16 protein-coding genes are annotated in these 15,348 nt (G+C 54.4%); 6 read left to right on the forward strand and 10 right to left on the reverse strand.

What is annotated here, in order from left to right:
* Window positions 1-58 precede the first annotated feature (58 nt).
* From ACOT1A_RS02430 to ACOT1A_RS02445, 4 genes are all read right to left on the reverse strand, one after another.
* On the reverse strand, window positions 59-1,993 hold the full coding sequence (locus ACOT1A_RS02430) for an exoribonuclease II (protein ID WP_023300251.1): 1,935 nt from the start codon (window positions 1,991-1,993) through the stop codon (window positions 59-61).
* Window positions 1,994-2,081: 88 nt separating this feature from the next.
* Window positions 2,082-3,068 (reverse strand): CMD domain-containing protein, encoded by a 987-nt coding sequence (locus tag ACOT1A_RS02435; protein WP_276169784.1) that lies wholly within the window; start codon window positions 3,066-3,068, stop codon window positions 2,082-2,084.
* 153 nt (window positions 3,069-3,221) lie between these two features.
* Entirely contained in the window at window positions 3,222-4,010 is a 789-nt protein-coding gene (gene fabI / locus ACOT1A_RS02440; protein WP_003856831.1) for an enoyl-ACP reductase FabI, read from the reverse strand.
* A 281-nt stretch (window positions 4,011-4,291) separates the two neighbouring features.
* Window positions 4,292-4,693 carry a RidA family protein gene (locus ACOT1A_RS02445; RefSeq protein ID WP_022648310.1) on the reverse strand — a complete coding sequence of 134 codons (402 nt, stop codon included), beginning with the start codon at window positions 4,691-4,693 and terminating at the stop codon, window positions 4,292-4,294.
* Between the two features lie 132 nt (window positions 4,694-4,825).
* Here ACOT1A_RS02445 and ACOT1A_RS02450 point away from each other — a divergent pair, with 132 nt between their 5' ends.
* Window positions 4,826-5,416, forward strand: a complete 591-nt coding sequence (locus ACOT1A_RS02450) for a TetR/AcrR family transcriptional regulator (protein ID WP_022648309.1) — start codon at window positions 4,826-4,828, stop codon at window positions 5,414-5,416.
* Here ACOT1A_RS02450 and sapF read toward each other — a convergent pair.
* The 6 genes from sapF to pspF form a co-directional block, all read right to left on the reverse strand.
* Window positions 5,413-6,219 carry a putrescine export ABC transporter ATP-binding protein SapF gene (gene sapF, locus ACOT1A_RS02455; RefSeq protein ID WP_003856838.1) on the reverse strand — a complete coding sequence of 269 codons (807 nt, stop codon included), beginning with the start codon at window positions 6,217-6,219 and terminating at the stop codon, window positions 5,413-5,415. The genes ACOT1A_RS02450 and sapF overlap by 4 nt on opposite strands.
* 1 nt (window position 6,220) lies before the next feature.
* On the reverse strand, window positions 6,221-7,213 hold the full coding sequence (gene sapD / locus ACOT1A_RS02460; protein ID WP_003856840.1) for a putrescine export ABC transporter ATP-binding protein SapD: 993 nt from the start codon (window positions 7,211-7,213) through the stop codon (window positions 6,221-6,223).
* On the reverse strand, window positions 7,213-8,103 hold the full coding sequence (gene sapC / locus ACOT1A_RS02465; RefSeq protein WP_003856843.1) for a putrescine export ABC transporter permease SapC: 891 nt from the start codon (window positions 8,101-8,103) through the stop codon (window positions 7,213-7,215). The genes sapD and sapC overlap by 1 nt, the downstream gene beginning before the upstream one ends.
* Window positions 8,090-9,055 (reverse strand): putrescine export ABC transporter permease SapB, encoded by a 966-nt coding sequence (gene sapB / locus ACOT1A_RS02470; RefSeq protein WP_022648308.1) that lies wholly within the window; start codon window positions 9,053-9,055, stop codon window positions 8,090-8,092. The genes sapC and sapB overlap by 14 nt, the downstream gene beginning before the upstream one ends.
* The gene (sapA, locus tag ACOT1A_RS02475; RefSeq protein ID WP_276169783.1) at window positions 9,052-10,692 is read right to left on the reverse strand and encodes an ABC transporter substrate-binding protein SapA; all 1,641 of its coding nucleotides are present in this window, start codon (window positions 10,690-10,692) and stop codon (window positions 9,052-9,054) included. The genes sapB and sapA overlap by 4 nt, the downstream gene beginning before the upstream one ends.
* 88 nt (window positions 10,693-10,780) lie before the next feature.
* The gene (pspF, locus tag ACOT1A_RS02480) at window positions 10,781-11,773 is read right to left on the reverse strand and encodes a phage shock protein operon transcriptional activator (protein WP_162882544.1); all 993 of its coding nucleotides are present in this window, start codon (window positions 11,771-11,773) and stop codon (window positions 10,781-10,783) included.
* Window positions 11,774-11,924: 151 nt separating this feature from the next.
* On the opposite strand from pspF, the gene pspA reads away from it, so the two are divergent.
* The 5 genes from pspA to ACOT1A_RS02505 all read left to right on the forward strand — a co-directional run bounded on the left by pspA (window position 11,925) and on the right by ACOT1A_RS02505 (window position 15,345).
* Window positions 11,925-12,593 carry a phage shock protein PspA gene (gene pspA, locus ACOT1A_RS02485; RefSeq protein WP_022651342.1) on the forward strand — a complete coding sequence of 223 codons (669 nt, stop codon included), beginning with the start codon at window positions 11,925-11,927 and terminating at the stop codon, window positions 12,591-12,593.
* Between the two features lie 49 nt (window positions 12,594-12,642).
* Entirely contained in the window at window positions 12,643-12,867 is a 225-nt protein-coding gene (gene pspB / locus ACOT1A_RS02490) for an envelope stress response membrane protein PspB (protein ID WP_022648304.1), read from the forward strand.
* Window positions 12,867-13,226 (forward strand): envelope stress response membrane protein PspC, encoded by a 360-nt coding sequence (pspC, locus tag ACOT1A_RS02495; RefSeq protein ID WP_006810819.1) that lies wholly within the window; start codon window positions 12,867-12,869, stop codon window positions 13,224-13,226. The genes pspB and pspC overlap by 1 nt, the downstream gene beginning before the upstream one ends.
* Before the next feature lie 12 nt (window positions 13,227-13,238).
* Window positions 13,239-13,463 carry a phage shock protein PspD gene (pspD, locus tag ACOT1A_RS02500; protein WP_006810818.1) on the forward strand — a complete coding sequence of 75 codons (225 nt, stop codon included), beginning with the start codon at window positions 13,239-13,241 and terminating at the stop codon, window positions 13,461-13,463.
* A gap of 184 nt (window positions 13,464-13,647) precedes the next feature.
* Window positions 13,648-15,345: a sugar phosphorylase gene (locus tag ACOT1A_RS02505; protein WP_045308902.1), complete on the forward strand. Its 1,698-nt coding sequence runs from the start codon at window positions 13,648-13,650 to the stop codon at window positions 15,343-15,345.
* The last annotated feature ends 3 nt before the right edge of the window (window positions 15,346-15,348 follow it).

Below are 15,348 nucleotides of genomic sequence, written 5' to 3' on the forward strand. Positions count from 1 at the left end.
ATGCTTGGGAGAACTCCCGGCCATCCCTGAACGGAACGGCCGGGAGTCTACGCGGTTATCAGGCGACAGGGCGCGCGATAATGCTGCGGGTTTCCATGCGGACTTCAGCGATGTTTACATCAATCACGTCAGTGACTTTGTAAACCGTTTCGCCTTTAATTTGCACGGTCCCGTTTTCCTGGCTACAAACCAGTTCGTCGCGAACGGCATGCAGGAACGGGGCAGGAATAAAGGCAACGGCGCCATTATCCACCAGACGCACGCGCATACCGCCGCGGCTGATGTCAATGATTTCAGCCGGAAAACGGGTGTCAGTCCCTGCCTTATCATTCAGGAAACGCGCGTACAACCAGTCGCCTACATCACGCTCCGCCATACGGTTCAGACGGCGACGCTCTGCCATCTGCAACGTAGTCTCATCCTGTGGCCGGGCAACAGATTCCCCTTTGATGATCGCTTTCAGCAGACGATGGTTAACCATGTCGCCGTACTTACGGATCGGGGAGGTCCAGGTGGCGTAAGCCTCAAGACCGAGACCGAAGTGCGGGCCTGGCTCCGTGCTGATTTCCGCAAAGGACTGGAAGCGGCGAATGCGGCTGTCAAGGAAACCTGACGGCTGTGCGTCCAGCTCGCGGCGCAGCTTGCAGAAGCCTGGCAGGGTCAGCACCTCTTCCGGATCGACGTGGACGTCATGGGTCTTGAGCAGGGCGGCCAGCGCTTCGGTGTTAGCCGGGTCAAAGCCGGTGTGCACGTTGTAAATGCCAAAGCCTAACTTGTCGCGCAGCACGCGTGCGGCGCAAATGTTGGCGGAGATCATCGCTTCTTCAACGATACGGTTGGCAATACGGCGTGGCTCGGCGACGATGTTGAGCACTTCGCCTTTTTCCCCCAGCACAAAGCGGTAGTCCGGGCGGTCCTTAAATACCAGGGCGTGGGTCTGGCGCCACTCACTGCGGCTCTGGCAGACGCGATGCAGCAGACGAATTTGCGCAGCGATATTATCGGATTCAGGCTTCCAGCTGCCGGTATTTTCCAGCCAGTCGGACACGTTGTCATAAGCCAGTTTGGCTTTGGATTCGATGGTGGCGGCGAAGAATTCGATATCTTCTTCAATGGTACCGTCAGCCGCGATGGTCATGCGGCAGGCCAGTACCGGACGCACTTCATGGGGACGCAGGGAGCAGAGATCGTCGGAAAGCTCGCGCGGCAGCATCGGGATGTTGAAGCCCGGCAGGTAGTTGGTGAACGAACGCACTTTGGCCATTTCGTCCAGCTTGCTGCCTTCGACAATCCATGCGGTAGGGTCGGCGATGGCAACGGTCAGATGCATTTTGCCATCCGCTGCCTCTTCGGCATACAGCGCATCGTCCATATCCTCGGTGCTGGCGCTGTCGATGGTGACAAAGTCCAGCGCTGTCAGATCGCGACGCTCAAGACCTTCGTCCTGCATTTTGGTCGCGACGCCATCCGGCGCTTCTTTTTCGAGGTTGTGGCGCGCCAGCGTCACCCACCATGGGACGAAATGGTCGTCGCCAAAGGTGATGAACTGGGTCAGCTCGGCGTAGAAACCGCGATCGCCTTTTAAAGGATGACGGCGCATTTCGGCAACCGCCCAGTCACCCTCGACAAAGTCATGCTCAACGCCACGCGCAGCGCGGCAAGGGATGGCATCTTTCAGGAGAGGATGATCCGGTACGATAGAAAGACGATCGTCTTTTTTATGCACTTTCCCGACAAAGCGGGTCAGGAAAGGTTCGATCAGTGCTTCCGGCTCGGCAGACTCTCGTTCCTTTTCGGTATGAATAACGGCCGAAATGCGGTCGCCATGCATCACTTTCTTCATCTGAGGAGGCGGAATGAAGTAGCTCTTCTGTCCGTCAACTTCAAGAAAGCCAAAGCCCTTTTCCGTGGCTTTTACGACCCCTTCTGCACGGGGCGTCTGGGAATGTAGTTGCTGTTTAAGCTGCGCTAGCAGCGGGTTGTCCTGAAACATAATGTTCTATTTTCGTAGCCATTGAGCGGCTGACAGTTTTACGCGATTCTCACTGCTACAGCAAGCGCTCTTTAGGTAAAGCGTGTGGTTATTCCTCTTTGCCAAGCGCCACGCGAAGACGGTCCAGCCAGCCATTAAAAGCGCCGTGGGTTAACAGGTTAATTGCCTTGCCCGGTGGGATACCGGCCTCCGTGAGAGGCGTTAACTGGGCGGCGCTAAAACGATCGGGAGACGTAAGCAGCAGCGCATGGGCGGCTGAGAGCGATGCAGATGGCTGGGCTTCGCTTTGTGGGTGGTTAACCAGTATCTCGCCCGTCAGATTCAGCAGCATCGGCTCATGGCAGAGAACCTGCGTGAGCGCTGAAAGCGCAGGTTCGGCCTGCCAGCGTGAGAGCGCCTCAAGTTGAACCGCACTGGCATATTTTAGTTCGACTACGGGCTGGGTGGCTGTCCATCGGGTAAAGCTCAGCGGTAGTGTATGGGGCTGAATGTGGTGTCCCGGTAGCCAGCGTACCGGATGGCCAAGCAGCGCCTGAAACACTGCAACCGCCCGCGCCTGAAAACCAGTAAAGCCGATGATCTGGTTGATAAGCACAATGTCATACGTTGTCAGTCCCACCTCATCAAGCTGAGTTTGCGCTTTATCGTCAATGACGTCCGGAGAGCTCGCCAGCTGGCGGGCATACTGAGTGATTTCTGCAAGGCGTCGATTGCTTTCCCGGGAAGAGTCGGGGCCCGGAAGGGGGGCGAGGAGCGCCGCGTAGTGGTTACAGAGCCGCTGGACGCCACACGCCTGGGAAACCGTCAACGCCGTGCTCAGTCTGTCGTAGGCGCTAAGCGTGTGCAGACGGTTTACGGGAGTATCGAGCGGGAATAAGAGGCGGCACAAGGTTCGGGCTGGCGTAAGCCACCCACAACAGCTTGCGGCAATGTCGTCAGGCAGGGCTAAATCGAGCAAAAAACGATCGTCGACGTTAGCGGCTTCAGGCACCAGCGGCAGAACGTCCGTCTGCGAATGATTCGACTGGGTTTCGTGATACCAGTGGCCTTTGCCGGAAAAACGGCGTTGTTCCATGGGCGTTCCTTGATCTCAAAATGGCGATCAATATCCTGGCGTAAGGCGGATGAGGGGAAAAATATTGTTAGGTGATAACAAATAGCAGAACGGAATAACGAAGTGCGGGGAGGGGAGAAAACTCTCTTCCCAGGCGGGAAGAGAGTAACAGACTTATTTGATTTCCAGCTCGTTCATGGCTGCGATGTTGAAGCCGCCGTCCACGTGAACCACTTCGCCGGAGATACCTGCGGAAAGGTCAGAGCACAGGAATGCCGCAGAGTTACCCACATCTTCGATGGTAACGGTACGACGAATCGGGGTAACCGCTTCGCAATGTGCCAGCATTTTACGGAAATCTTTGATCCCGGAAGCGGCCAGAGTACGGATTGGACCCGCAGAAATTGCGTTAACACGCACGCCTTCAGGACCCATTGCGTTCGCCATATAGCGCACGTTGGCTTCCAGAGACGCTTTCGCCAGACCCATAACGTTGTAGTTAGGGATAGCGCGTTCTGCGCCCAGATAGGACAGGGTCAGCAGGGCTGCGCCCGGGTTCAGCATCGCGCGGCAGGATTTTGCCATCGCAACGAAGCTGTAGGAGCTGATGTCATGAGCGATTTTGAAGCCATCACGGGTAACCGCGTTCACGTAGTCGCCGTCCAGCTGATCGCCCGGAGCGAAGCCGATGGAGTGAACGAAACCGTCGAATTTCGGCCATGCTTTTGCCAGTTCAGCAAACATGCCATCAATGCTTTCGTCTTGTGCAACGTCACATTCCAGAACAATGCTGGAACCCAGCTGCGCGGCAAATTCTTCAACACGGCCTTTCAGCTTGTCGTTCTGGTAGGTGAACGCCAGCTCAGCGCCTTCGCGATGCATAGCTTGTGCGATGCCGTATGCGATGGACAGTTTGCTGGCAACGCCAGTTACCAGAATGCGCTTACCGGAAAGAAAACCCATAGCTTTAATCCTTATATTCATTGCTTATTTTGCCTTGTAATTCATGGCGTTACAGGCAGTATTTCAAAATCATTCGAAATTAGCTCGAAATTATAGCCCACTCACAGCCCCTTGTGTCACGATATTTCTCGCTCACGTGCCGTGACTGGGCGCACGAAAGACGTTGAACTGACTCTTTATCAGGCTATTTCGTGTGTATTCCAGCAGTATATCACCAGGTGCTGGGTTCGCCTCATCCAACCAGAGGTTGGCCAGAAGCTTCACGCTAAGACGGCCGGATATTAATTCGCTGGCGAGGGGATTCGGGCAATAACCTTAATTTCAAAATCAAATCCGGCCAGCCAGTTAACGCCGATAGCCGTCCAGTTTGGGTAAGGTGGCTGTGGAAACACCAGTTTCTTCACCTCCATGATGACGGGGAACTGGTTTTCTGGATCGGTATGAAACGTCGTGACATCAATCAGATCGTCAAAAGTGCATCCTGCGGCGGCCAAAGTCGCCTGTAAATTATCGAATGCCAACTGCACCTGAGCGGCGAAATCAGGCTCAGGCGTGCCATCGCTGCGGCTGCCGACCTGACCGGAAACAAATAACAGATCGCCAGAGCGAATGGCAGCCGAATAGCCATGTTCCTCATAAAGGGCATGTCGATTGACAGGGAAGACAGGATTACGTGGATGCATGGCATTTCCTTTTCTGTCAGAGGCGTTGTTGTGGTTACTTAAGAGAAGTAACATACGCAATGTATGTGAAAAAATGTAATTCACATACGCCGCGTATGTCAAATTAAAAATATCGCTTTTATAGGAAGTTCTATGGCTACAAAACGTCGTGCTGAAACGGCTCAGGAAAATCGCGAAAAATTGATTCATGCGGCGCGAAAGGCGTTTGCTGAGAAAGGCTTTGCTGCAGCGTCGATGGATGAACTGACGGCAAGCGTGGGGTTAACGCGCGGTGCGCTGTATCATAATTTCAGAGATAAGAAAGGGTTACTGGCGGCGGTGGTCGCGCAGATAGACAGCGAAATGGCGGGCAACGCGAAAGCCGTTGCCGCGGCCACAGACGATGATTGGGAAAGACTGCTGGCGGAGGGTATCGCCTACATCAACATGGCGCTCGTTCCGGAAGTTCAGCGTATCGTGCTTCTTGACGGTCCGGCCGTTCTGGGCGATCCGGCGCAATGGCCCAGCCAGAACAGCTGTCTTGAGTCGACCCGCCAGACCATCGAAAAATTAATCGAACGCAACGTGCTTAAAAAAATGGATGCGAAAGTCGCAGCCCATCTGTTGAACGGCGTTGCGCTGAATGCTGCCTTGATGATTGCCGCGAGTGACGAGCCGCAGAAGACGCTGCCGCATGCCATCGAGGTGTTTACTCTGCTGGCAAGCGGGTTACGCAACGGCTAACGATCTTTCCGCCACGCATCGGCCGTCAATGCTTCACCAAAGTGTCCGGCAATCAGGCGTTTTGTCAGGTCGTGGAGCGGGGAGGCCAGCACGTCAGCGGTACTGCCGCGCTCAACGACTTCACCCTGGTGCATCACCAGCACCTGATCGCTGATGTGCTTCATCATGCCCAGGTGCTGAGTCACGTAGATATACGATATCCCCTGCTTTTCCTGTAGCTCCAGCATCAGGTTGATGAGTTGCGAACGCATCGACATGTCCAGCGACGCCAGCGCTTCGTCGGCGATAATGACCTTCGGGCGCAGGATCAGCGCGCGGGCCAGTCCGAGACGCTGTTTTTGGCCAGGGGCCAGCATGTGGGGGTAATAGCTGACATGGTCGGGCAGGAGACCTACCAGACGCAGGGTTTCGACAATCCGTTTGCGACGCGCTTCCGGCTCCAGGTCGGTATTCAACCGCAGCGGGAAATCCAGGATCTGCGAAATACGCTGGCGCGGGTTGAGGGACGTTGACGGATCCTGAAAAATCATCCGAATGCGCTGGCTGCGGAAAGAGTAGTCACCAAATTCCAGAGGATGATCGTCAATCAGTATTTCACCGCCGCTTGGCTCAACCATACCCGCGAGCATTTTTGCCAGGGTCGATTTGCCCGAGCCGTTTTCACCGATAATCGCCAGCGTCTGCTTTTCGCGCAGCGTAAAACTCAGCGGTTTAACCGCCTCGACGGTCTGACGGTGAAACAGGCCGGTGCGATAGCGAAAGGTCTTACTCAGGTTACGCACTTCCAGTAAGGTTTCGACCATTTCACTCTCTCTCCATGTTCAGCGGGAAATGACAGGCAAACAGATGATTTTTCGGCCCTGTCAGGCGCGGTGTTTCAATGCATTTACGCTGAGCATACGGGCAACGCGGACCCAGACGGCAGCCAATGGGCAGCGATTCCAGCAGCGGAATCGCGCCAGGCAGAGTATTCAGACGGCTCTTGTGTGGCATTGCGCTGCCGAAATCAGGGATCGCCCTGATCAGCGCCTGCGTGTAGGGATGATGCGGCGTCGTCACCAGGTCTTCACTTGGCGCGGTTTCTACCGTTTGTCCGCAATACATCACGTCAATTTTATCCGCCCACTTGCTCAACATTTGCAGGTCATGGCTGATCAGCAAAATGGTGGTGTTGTTATTCTGGTTCAGACGCGTGAGCAGGCGGAAAATCTGCGCCTGAGTCGTTGGCTCCATCGCGTTCGTCGGTTCGTCCGCAATCAGCAGACGCGGCTGATTGGCCAGGGCGATAGCAATCATCACTTTCTGGCATTCACCGTCGGTCAGTTCGTAGGGGAAACTGCGCATCGCGTCTTTATGGTCTTTGATCCCCACACGGTGCAATAGCTCAATGGCACGGCGTTTACGCCAGCCGAAACGCTGCCACCAGCGGCCTTTATAGGTCCAGCCGGGGATATTCTGCATCAGCTGTTTCCCAACGCGCTCGGACGGATCGAGACAGGATTGCGGCTCCTGAAAAATCATCGAGACGTTATGGCCCACCAGTTTACGGCGTTCGCGCGGGGAGAGACGCAACAGATCGATGTCGTCGAAACGCATACGGTCGGCGGTCACCCGCCAGTTGTCCTTCGCCACGCCGCAAATGGCTTTGGCGATTAGACTCTTACCGGAACCCGATTCGCCCACCAGCCCGCGTATTTCGCCCTCTGCGAGCGTAATACTGATGCGATCCACCGCTTTAACCCAGCCTTCGCCCGTTTTAATTTCGATCGTGAGGTTGCGGATATCAAGTAACGGCATTATTGCACCCCCGCATTGATTGCGCGGCGGATCCCGTCGCCAAGCAGGTTAACGAGCAGAACGCTCACCATGATGGCCGCGCCCGGCAGCATGACCGTCCACGGCGCAACGTAAATCAGCTCCAGCGCATCGCCGAGCATTGCGCCCCATTCCGGGGAGGGGAGCTGTGCGCCCAGGTCCAGGAAGCCCAGCGCTGCGATATCAAGAATCGCCATCGACAGGGCGCGGGTGATCTCCGTCACCAGCCCGGCGGCAATGTTAGGCAGCACGGCAAACCACAAAATATTAAACGTGGTGGCACCGTCCAGACGGGCGGCGACGACATATTCTTTCTCCAGTTCGTCGTGAACCAGGCTGTAAACCGATCGCACCATGCGCGGCAGAATGGCCAGCCAGACGGCGAACATCGCATGTGTGAGGTGCGGCCCCGCGAAGGCCACGACGATAATCGCCAGCAACAGCGAAGGAATCGAGAGCAAGGTATCAAGAATATGGTTAAGCACGGCAGACCGCAGCCCGTGGGTAGAGCCGGCAAAAATGCCCAGCGCAAGGCCGCATATCGCGGCGGCAAGGGTGACCACGAACGCGCCGCCTACCGTAGGTGCGGCGCCGCTCAGTAAACGACTTAGCACGTCGCGTCCGAGATCGTCAGTCCCCAGGAAGAACGAAACCTCCCCGTAACGCGACCACGATGGCGGTAAAAGCTGATAACCAAGGAACTGCTGATCGATGCCATACGGCGCAAACCACGAACCCAAAACACACAGCAACACGAGGCCAATGCAGCCGTAAAAGCCGATCATCGCCGTGGTGTCGCCGTAGAAATTACGCCACACGGTGCGTAGCGCACCAGGCGTGCGCTTTTCGCTGTAGACGTTATCGTAAGGCATACCATTCCTTATGCTTCAACGGGTTGGCCATGGCACCCAAAATATCGGAAACAACGTTAACAATAATAACCAGCGAGCCAATCACCATCACTCCGGCGGAGATCGCAGCGTAATCCTGCTGGCGAATGGCGTTGATCATCCAGCGTCCAAGGCCCGGCCAGCTGAAAACCATCTCGGTGATCATCGCCAGCGTCAGCATGGTTGAGAATTGCAGCCCAAGCCGTGGGATTACCGGCGGCAACGCATTGTGCAGCACATGGCGACGTAGAATCGTCAGGCGAGACAGTCCGCGTGTGGCGGCGGCTTTCACATAGTTTTGATCGAAGACTTCGATAGTGCTGATGCGCATCAGGCGGATCACTTCGGTCGTCGGTGCGACGGCCAGCGTGAGCACTGGCAGCACCATATGGCGCAGGGCGCTCACGATCATTTCGTCGCGCCAGACTGAATCGGAAAGCCAGGCGTCAACGATGGCGAAGCCGCTCACCGTTTGTACGTTATACAGCAGGTCGAAACGGCCAGACACCGGAAGCCAGCCTAACGTCAGTGAGAAGAAGAGGGTAAGCAGCAGCGCCAGCCAGAAAACAGGGATGGAAAAGCCAATTAAGGCAAGCGCGCTGATGAATTTATCCTGCCATTTATTGCGATAAATTCCCGCCAGCATCCCCACCGGGATCCCCACCATGAGGGCAAAGCCAAAGGCGAGTATACACAGCTCCATGGTGGCCGGGAAAACCATCTTCAGCTGCTCAGAGATGAGCTGTCCGTTGATGCTGGACACGCCAAAATCCCAGTGCAACAGGCCGTTAAACCAGAACAGCCAGGCGTCCCAGAGGGATGAGCCCTGAAGCGGGGCGTGCGGCGTAAAGTAGCTAAGGCTAAAGCCGACAAAGGTCAGGAAGAACAGGGTGACCAGCAGTAACAGCAGCCGCCGCAAGGTAAATATAATCATGGTTTTTTCACCTCTTGTTCTTCCTCACGAGTCACGCCCGCGAAGGAGGCGTTACCAAACGGGCTGAGTACCAGCCCTTTTATATCGTAACGGTAGGCCTGAAGGCGCAGGGAAGAGGCAAGCGGCAACACGGGAAGCTCTCTGGCCAGAATATTTTGCGCTTCATCGTAGGCCTCAATGCGTGAAGCAAGCTGTTGAGATGAGAGGGCTTTTTGCAGCACAGCATCAAATTCCCGGTTACACCAGTGCGCGTAGTTGGTCTGGGAGTTGATCGCCGCACAGCTCAGCAGCGGACGGAAGAAGCTGTCCGGGTCGTTACTGTCGGTAGACCAGCCAGCCAGCGTTAAGTCGTGATTCATGTCCATCAGACGCGCCTCCTGGAAACGGCCTTCGACAGGAACGATGATCACCTTCACGCCCACCTGGGCCATATCTGCCTGCAACAGTTCGGCGGTTTTCAGCGGGCTAGGGTTCCACGCCTGAGAGCTGGTGGGTACCCACAGCTGAAGCGTCAGGTTTTCTGCCCCCAGTGCTTTAAGCTGTTCGCGCGCTTTCGCCGGATTATATTCCGTGATCTTCGCCTCGCCGTCATAGGCCCAGGAGGCGCGGGGCAGAATAGAGGCGGCGGTTTCCGCGGTGCCGTAATAAATCGACTGCATCAGACGCTGATTGTTGATCGCTAACGCCAGCGCATGGCGCACGGCCGGATTATTCAGCGGTGGCTTATCGGTGTTAAACGCCAGATAGGCGATGTTCATTCCCGGGCGTAGGGTCAGGCGCAGGCGGGGGTCGTCGCGCAAAATAGTCAACTGGCTGGCCGCAGGCCACGCAAGAACGTCGCACTCACCGGTCAGCAGTTTGGAGAGGCGACCTGTTCCACCTGAACCCAGATCGACAATAACCTGCGGCATCAGCGGTTTGCCGCGCCAGAAATGATCGTGTCGTTGCAGGCGAATGTATTGTCCGGCGCGGTACTCAGCTAACTGGAAGGGTCCTGTGCCCACAGGCTCACGATCGAGACGTTCCTGACGATCCTTTATCGTCAGCTGATCCGCGTATTCGGCTGACATGACGGACGCGTAGTGCGTCGCCAGGTGCCAGAGGAATGAGGCGTCCGGGCGCGTCAGGCGAAACTCAACCGTGCGGTTATCCAGCTTACGAACGCTTTTGACCGTGTCCGCGAATTGCAGACTGTCGAAGTAGGGGAAGTTTCCGCCGTTGACGTTATGCCACGGATGGTTGCGGTTAAAGATGCGCTGGAAGGTGAAAACCACGTCATCCGCGTTGAGCTTTCGGGTTGGGGTAAACCACGGGGTGTGCTGAAAAGCCACATCATCGCGTAGACGGAAGCGGTACGTGGCGCCGTTATCAAGCACTTCCCAACTTTCAGCAAGCTCTGGAACCAGCCGATAGGTATAAGGATCGACGTCGAGCAGGCGATCGTAAATCTGTGCGGCCAGCGTATCAACAATCACGCCGCTCCCCGCCTTTTGCGGGTTAAAGGTATCAACTTGCCCGCTGACGCAATAGACGAAACCACTATCACGAATATCAGGAGGCGCAGTACGATCGGGCGCAGCAAAGGCCAGATTGCTGAACAGACCGAGTGCAAACAGGGATGATAAAACCAGGCGCATAGTTTTTAAGGTTTTTAGATTCGATCTGCAAAGTGTATCGCACTTACGCCTGCTTCGTAAAAATGTCTGGGGGTAAGTGCTGATAATGTCAGCGCATTTGATGTTTTTTGAGCAATGCCCTTAACTGATGGTAGGTCAGACCCAGCAGTTCAGCTGCCCGTTTCTGGTTATATTTCGCCTCTTTCAGGCTCCGTTCCAGCAGTTGCTGCTCCTGCTGATGCTGGAACTGGCGTAAATCGAGCGGCAACGCCGGATCATGCTGGCGCGCCGCCGGAGCAAGGGGCTGTTTAACCTCGCGCCGAAACGGATCGAGAATAATGTTGTCCAGTTCGGTCTCGCTGCTGCCATGACGGTAAACAGACCGTTCCACCACGTTTTTCAGTTCACGGATATTCCCCGGCCAGTGGTAACCGAGCAGGGTCTCGGTGGCCTGTTCGCTGAAGCCCGGAAAGAGCGGCAGGCCCAGTTCCCGGCACATCTGAATGGCAAATTGATCGGCCAGCAGCATGATATCGCTGCGTCGCTCACGCAGCGGCGGCAACTGGACGACATCGAAAGCCAGCCGGTCCAGCAGGTCGGCGCGGAATTTATCTTCTGCCACCATCGCGGGCAGATCGGCGTTAGTGGCGCACACCAGGCGAACGTTTACCTGAAGCGGCTGACTTCCGCCAACGCGTTCCAGTTCGCCATACTCAATGACGCGCAGCAGCTTTTCCTGCACCAGCATTGGCGCGGTCGCCAGCTCGTCGAGAAAGAGCGTTCCGCCGTCGGCACGTTCAAAACGACCGGGGTGCCGTTTTTGTGCGCCAGTAAACGCGCCGGCTTCATGACCGAAAAGCTCCGTGTCGAGCAGATTTTCATTCAGCGCCGCGCAGTTAAGCGAAATAAAAGGCCCGTCCCAGCGGCCAGACAGAAAGTGCAGACGGTTAGCGATAAGTTCTTTACCCGTTCCGCGCTCACCGATAATGAGCACCGGTTTATTCAGCGGCGCCAGGCGCGATACCTGCTCAAGCACTTCCAGGAAGCTGTTTGCCTCGCCAAGCAAATTGTCTTTATATTCAGCCATGATGAAATTAACCACTCCTTAGTGATATTCACCAGGTGAGAATAGCCGCTGGATGGATAAATATCAATCACACCCAGTAAAATCAATAAGATAAAAAGTTGGCATGGGATTTGTATTAACTACTCAGCAGGGCATCGCCCGATAACAGAACTATGAGGATTGAATTATGGGTATTTTTTCTCGTTTTGCCGACATCGTGAACGCCAACATCAACTCGCTGCTGGAGAAAGCAGAAGATCCGCAGAAGCTGGTGCGCCTGATGATTCAGGAGATGGAAGACACGCTGGTTGAAGTACGCTCCACCTCCGCCCGCGCGCTGGCAGAGAAGAAGCAGTTAACGCGTCGTATCGAGCAGGCGACTGCCCAGCTTAACGAGTGGCAGGAAAAAGCTGAACTGGCGCTGCGCAAAGATAAAGAAGATCTGGCCCGCGCTGCGCTGATTGAGAAGCAGAAGCTGACCGACATGGTGGCCACGCTGGAACATGAAGTGACGCTGGTGGATGATACTCTGACGCGTATGAAGAAAGAGATTGGTGAGCTTGAAAATAAACTCAGCGAAACCCGTGCACGTCAACAGGCGCTGGCGCTGCGCCACCAGGCTGCAAGTTCGTCCCGCGACGTGCGTCGCCAGCTGGACAGCGGCAAACTGGATGAAGCGATGGCGCGTTTCGAATCGTTCGAACGTCGTATCGACCACATGGAAGCGGAAGCCGAAAGCCACAGCATCGGTAAGCAGAAAACCCTGGATCAGCAGTTTGCTGACCTGAAAGCCGATGATGAAATTAGCGAGCAGCTGGCGGCGCTGAAAGCCAAAATGAAGCAAGACAACCAATAATAAATCCTGCGGCACCTGAGCGTGCCGCATCGCAAGACAAGGAGTACACATGAGCGCGCTTTTTCTGGCAATACCCCTGACAATTTTCGTGCTGTTTGTTCTGCCCATCTGGTTATGGCTGCACTACAGCAACCGCTCTTCTCGCGGGGAGCTGTCGCAAAGCGAGCAACAGCGGCTGGCGCAGCTCTCTTCTGAGGCAAACAAAATGCGCGAACGTATTCAGGCGCTGGAAGCCATCCTGGATGCGGAACACCCGAACTGGAGGGAGCGTTAATGGCTGGACTAAATCTGAATAAAAAACTGTGGCGCATCCCGCAGCAGGGCATGGTTCGGGGCGTTTGCGCCGGGCTGGCACACTATCTGGATGTCCCGGTAAAACTGGTACGTGTGGTCACCGTATTGTCGATTTTCTTTGGCCTGGCCTTTATTACACTGGTGGCTTACATCATTCTGTCGTTTGTACTTGATCCGATGCCGGAAGGTGAACTGGATGCGGAAAACACGCCAACCAGCAGCGATCTTCTTAACGCGGTGGATGAACAGCTGAGCGCAGGGGAGAAGCGATTGCGCGAGATGGAACGTTATGTCACCTCCGATACCTTTACGCTGAGAAGTCGTTTCCGTCAGCTTTAAGAGAGAACTTACATGAAACAAAACTGGCAACAGGCCGGTCAGAAGGTAAAACCCGGCCTGAAAATCGCAGGTAAACTGGTTCTGATGACGGCGTTACGTTATGGTCCGGCTGGTGTGGCGGGCTGGGCGATCAAGTCTGTTGCCCGTAAGCCGGTCAGAATGTTGCTGGCGGTCGCCCTGGAGCCGCTGTTACAAAAACTGGCAAAACGCGTTTCACGTCGCTACTTTTCACGCTAATCCCGCTCATATAAGCCCTTTCTCGCGCTGAGAGAGGGCATGAATTCCCCCTCTGCTTTTTCTCTTTCTTTGCGGCAGCTCACATTACTGCGTTGCGCTGCTTTGAGAATGCCTTTTTCAGCCCCCAGGTCCGTTGACAGATATTTTTCATGGGAGTAGATTGCCACTCCGTGGGACCGCTACCATGGAAAATAATGTGAACGCAAAAATTAAATACCTTATCAATCATATTTACGGTGAATCATTTTCAGATGCACACCTTGACGTGTTATTAACTAAGCTTCAACAGGCGGCGGTTAATATTACGGAGAAGCGTAAGTCAGGCTGGGATGAAAAAGATGTTGTTCTGATTACCTATGCCGATCAGATCTCCGCGAAAGGGGAGAAAGCATTGCCGGTATTTACCCGGTTCTATAATGAGTGGCTTTCTCGTACTTTTTCTCATGTCCATCTTTTACCTTTCTATCCGTGGTCATCAGATGATGGTTTTTCAGTTATTGATTATCATACCGTTGCACCTGAAACGGGAAACTGGCGCGATGTCGCGGAATTAAAACAGTCAGCCAGCTTAATGTTTGATTTCGTTTGCAATCATATGTCAGCGAAAAGCGAATGGTTTGCGAATTATCTTGCGCAGAAGCCTGGTTATGAAGATTTCTTTATTTCTGTCGACCCGGAAACCGATTTATCCGCGGTGACGCGCCCACGCGCTTTACCGCTGTTGACGCCGTTTACGCTTAATGATGGCAGCGTTCGTCATTTATGGACTACATTCAGCGATGACCAGATCGATCTCAATTTCGCCTCGCCGCAGGTACTGATTGCAATGGTTGACGTTCTGCTCCATTACCTCATGGAAGGGGCGCGTTATATTCGTCTGGATGCGGTCGGGTTTATGTGGAAAATCCCGGGAACAACCTGCATCCATCTGGAACAAACCCATTGCCTTATTCAGCTGTTCCGCGCCATTACGGACGCCGTGGCACCTGGAACGGTGATCATTACTGAGACAAATGTTCCGCACAAAGACAACATCTCTTACTTCGGTGATGGTGAAAACGAAGCCCAGATGGTCTATCAGTTTTCCTTACCTCCGCTGGTGCTGCATGCCGTTCATCGTCAGGATGTGAAAGCACTTTGCCAATGGGCGGGGTCGCTGGCACTGCCTTCTTCACACACTACATGGTTTAATTTCCTGGCCTCGCATGATGGTATCGGTTTGAATCCGCTGCGCGGCATTCTTCCGGAATCAGAGATCCTCTCGTTGGTCGAAAATCTTCAGCAGGAAGGCGCGCTGGTCAACTGGAAAAATAATCCTGACGGAACGCGAAGCCCTTATGAAATTAATGTCACCTATCTTGATGCGTTAAGTTTACAAGACAGTTCAGATGAGGAACGTATTGCACGGTTCCTCCTCGCGCATGCTGTGTTGTTAAGTTTCCCAGGCGTCCCGGCTGTTTATATTCAGAGCATTCTTGGTTCGCGGAACGATTATGAAGGCGTCGAACGCCTCGGATATAACCGCGCGATTAACCGGAAAAAATACACGGCGGGGCAGCTTGATAGCGAACTGAATAATAAGAAGAGTATTCGTTATCAAATTTATTCTCGTTTGAGTGAGTTTATCGCTATTCGTCGCGGCGAGAGGGCGTTCCATCCGGATAGTCAGGCTGCTTTCGACGCAGTGGGTAAACAAATTCTTAAAATTATTCGTGTTGCTGAAAATGGCGAGCGAATTACAGCATTATTTAATTTTAGCAATAAAATGCAGACCGTTTATGAACAAACGCTTTCTGGTAAGGAATTATTATCAGGACAGGATATTAGCGGTACGGAGCTGATCCTCAATCCATGGCAGGTAATGTGGATTAAAGAAAACTAAAAA

The sequence above is a fragment of the Enterobacter cloacae complex sp. SYL003 genome (assembly GCF_049236925.1).
In the GTDB taxonomy this organism is placed as follows: Bacteria; Pseudomonadota; Gammaproteobacteria; order Enterobacterales; family Enterobacteriaceae; genus Enterobacter; species Enterobacter intestinihominis.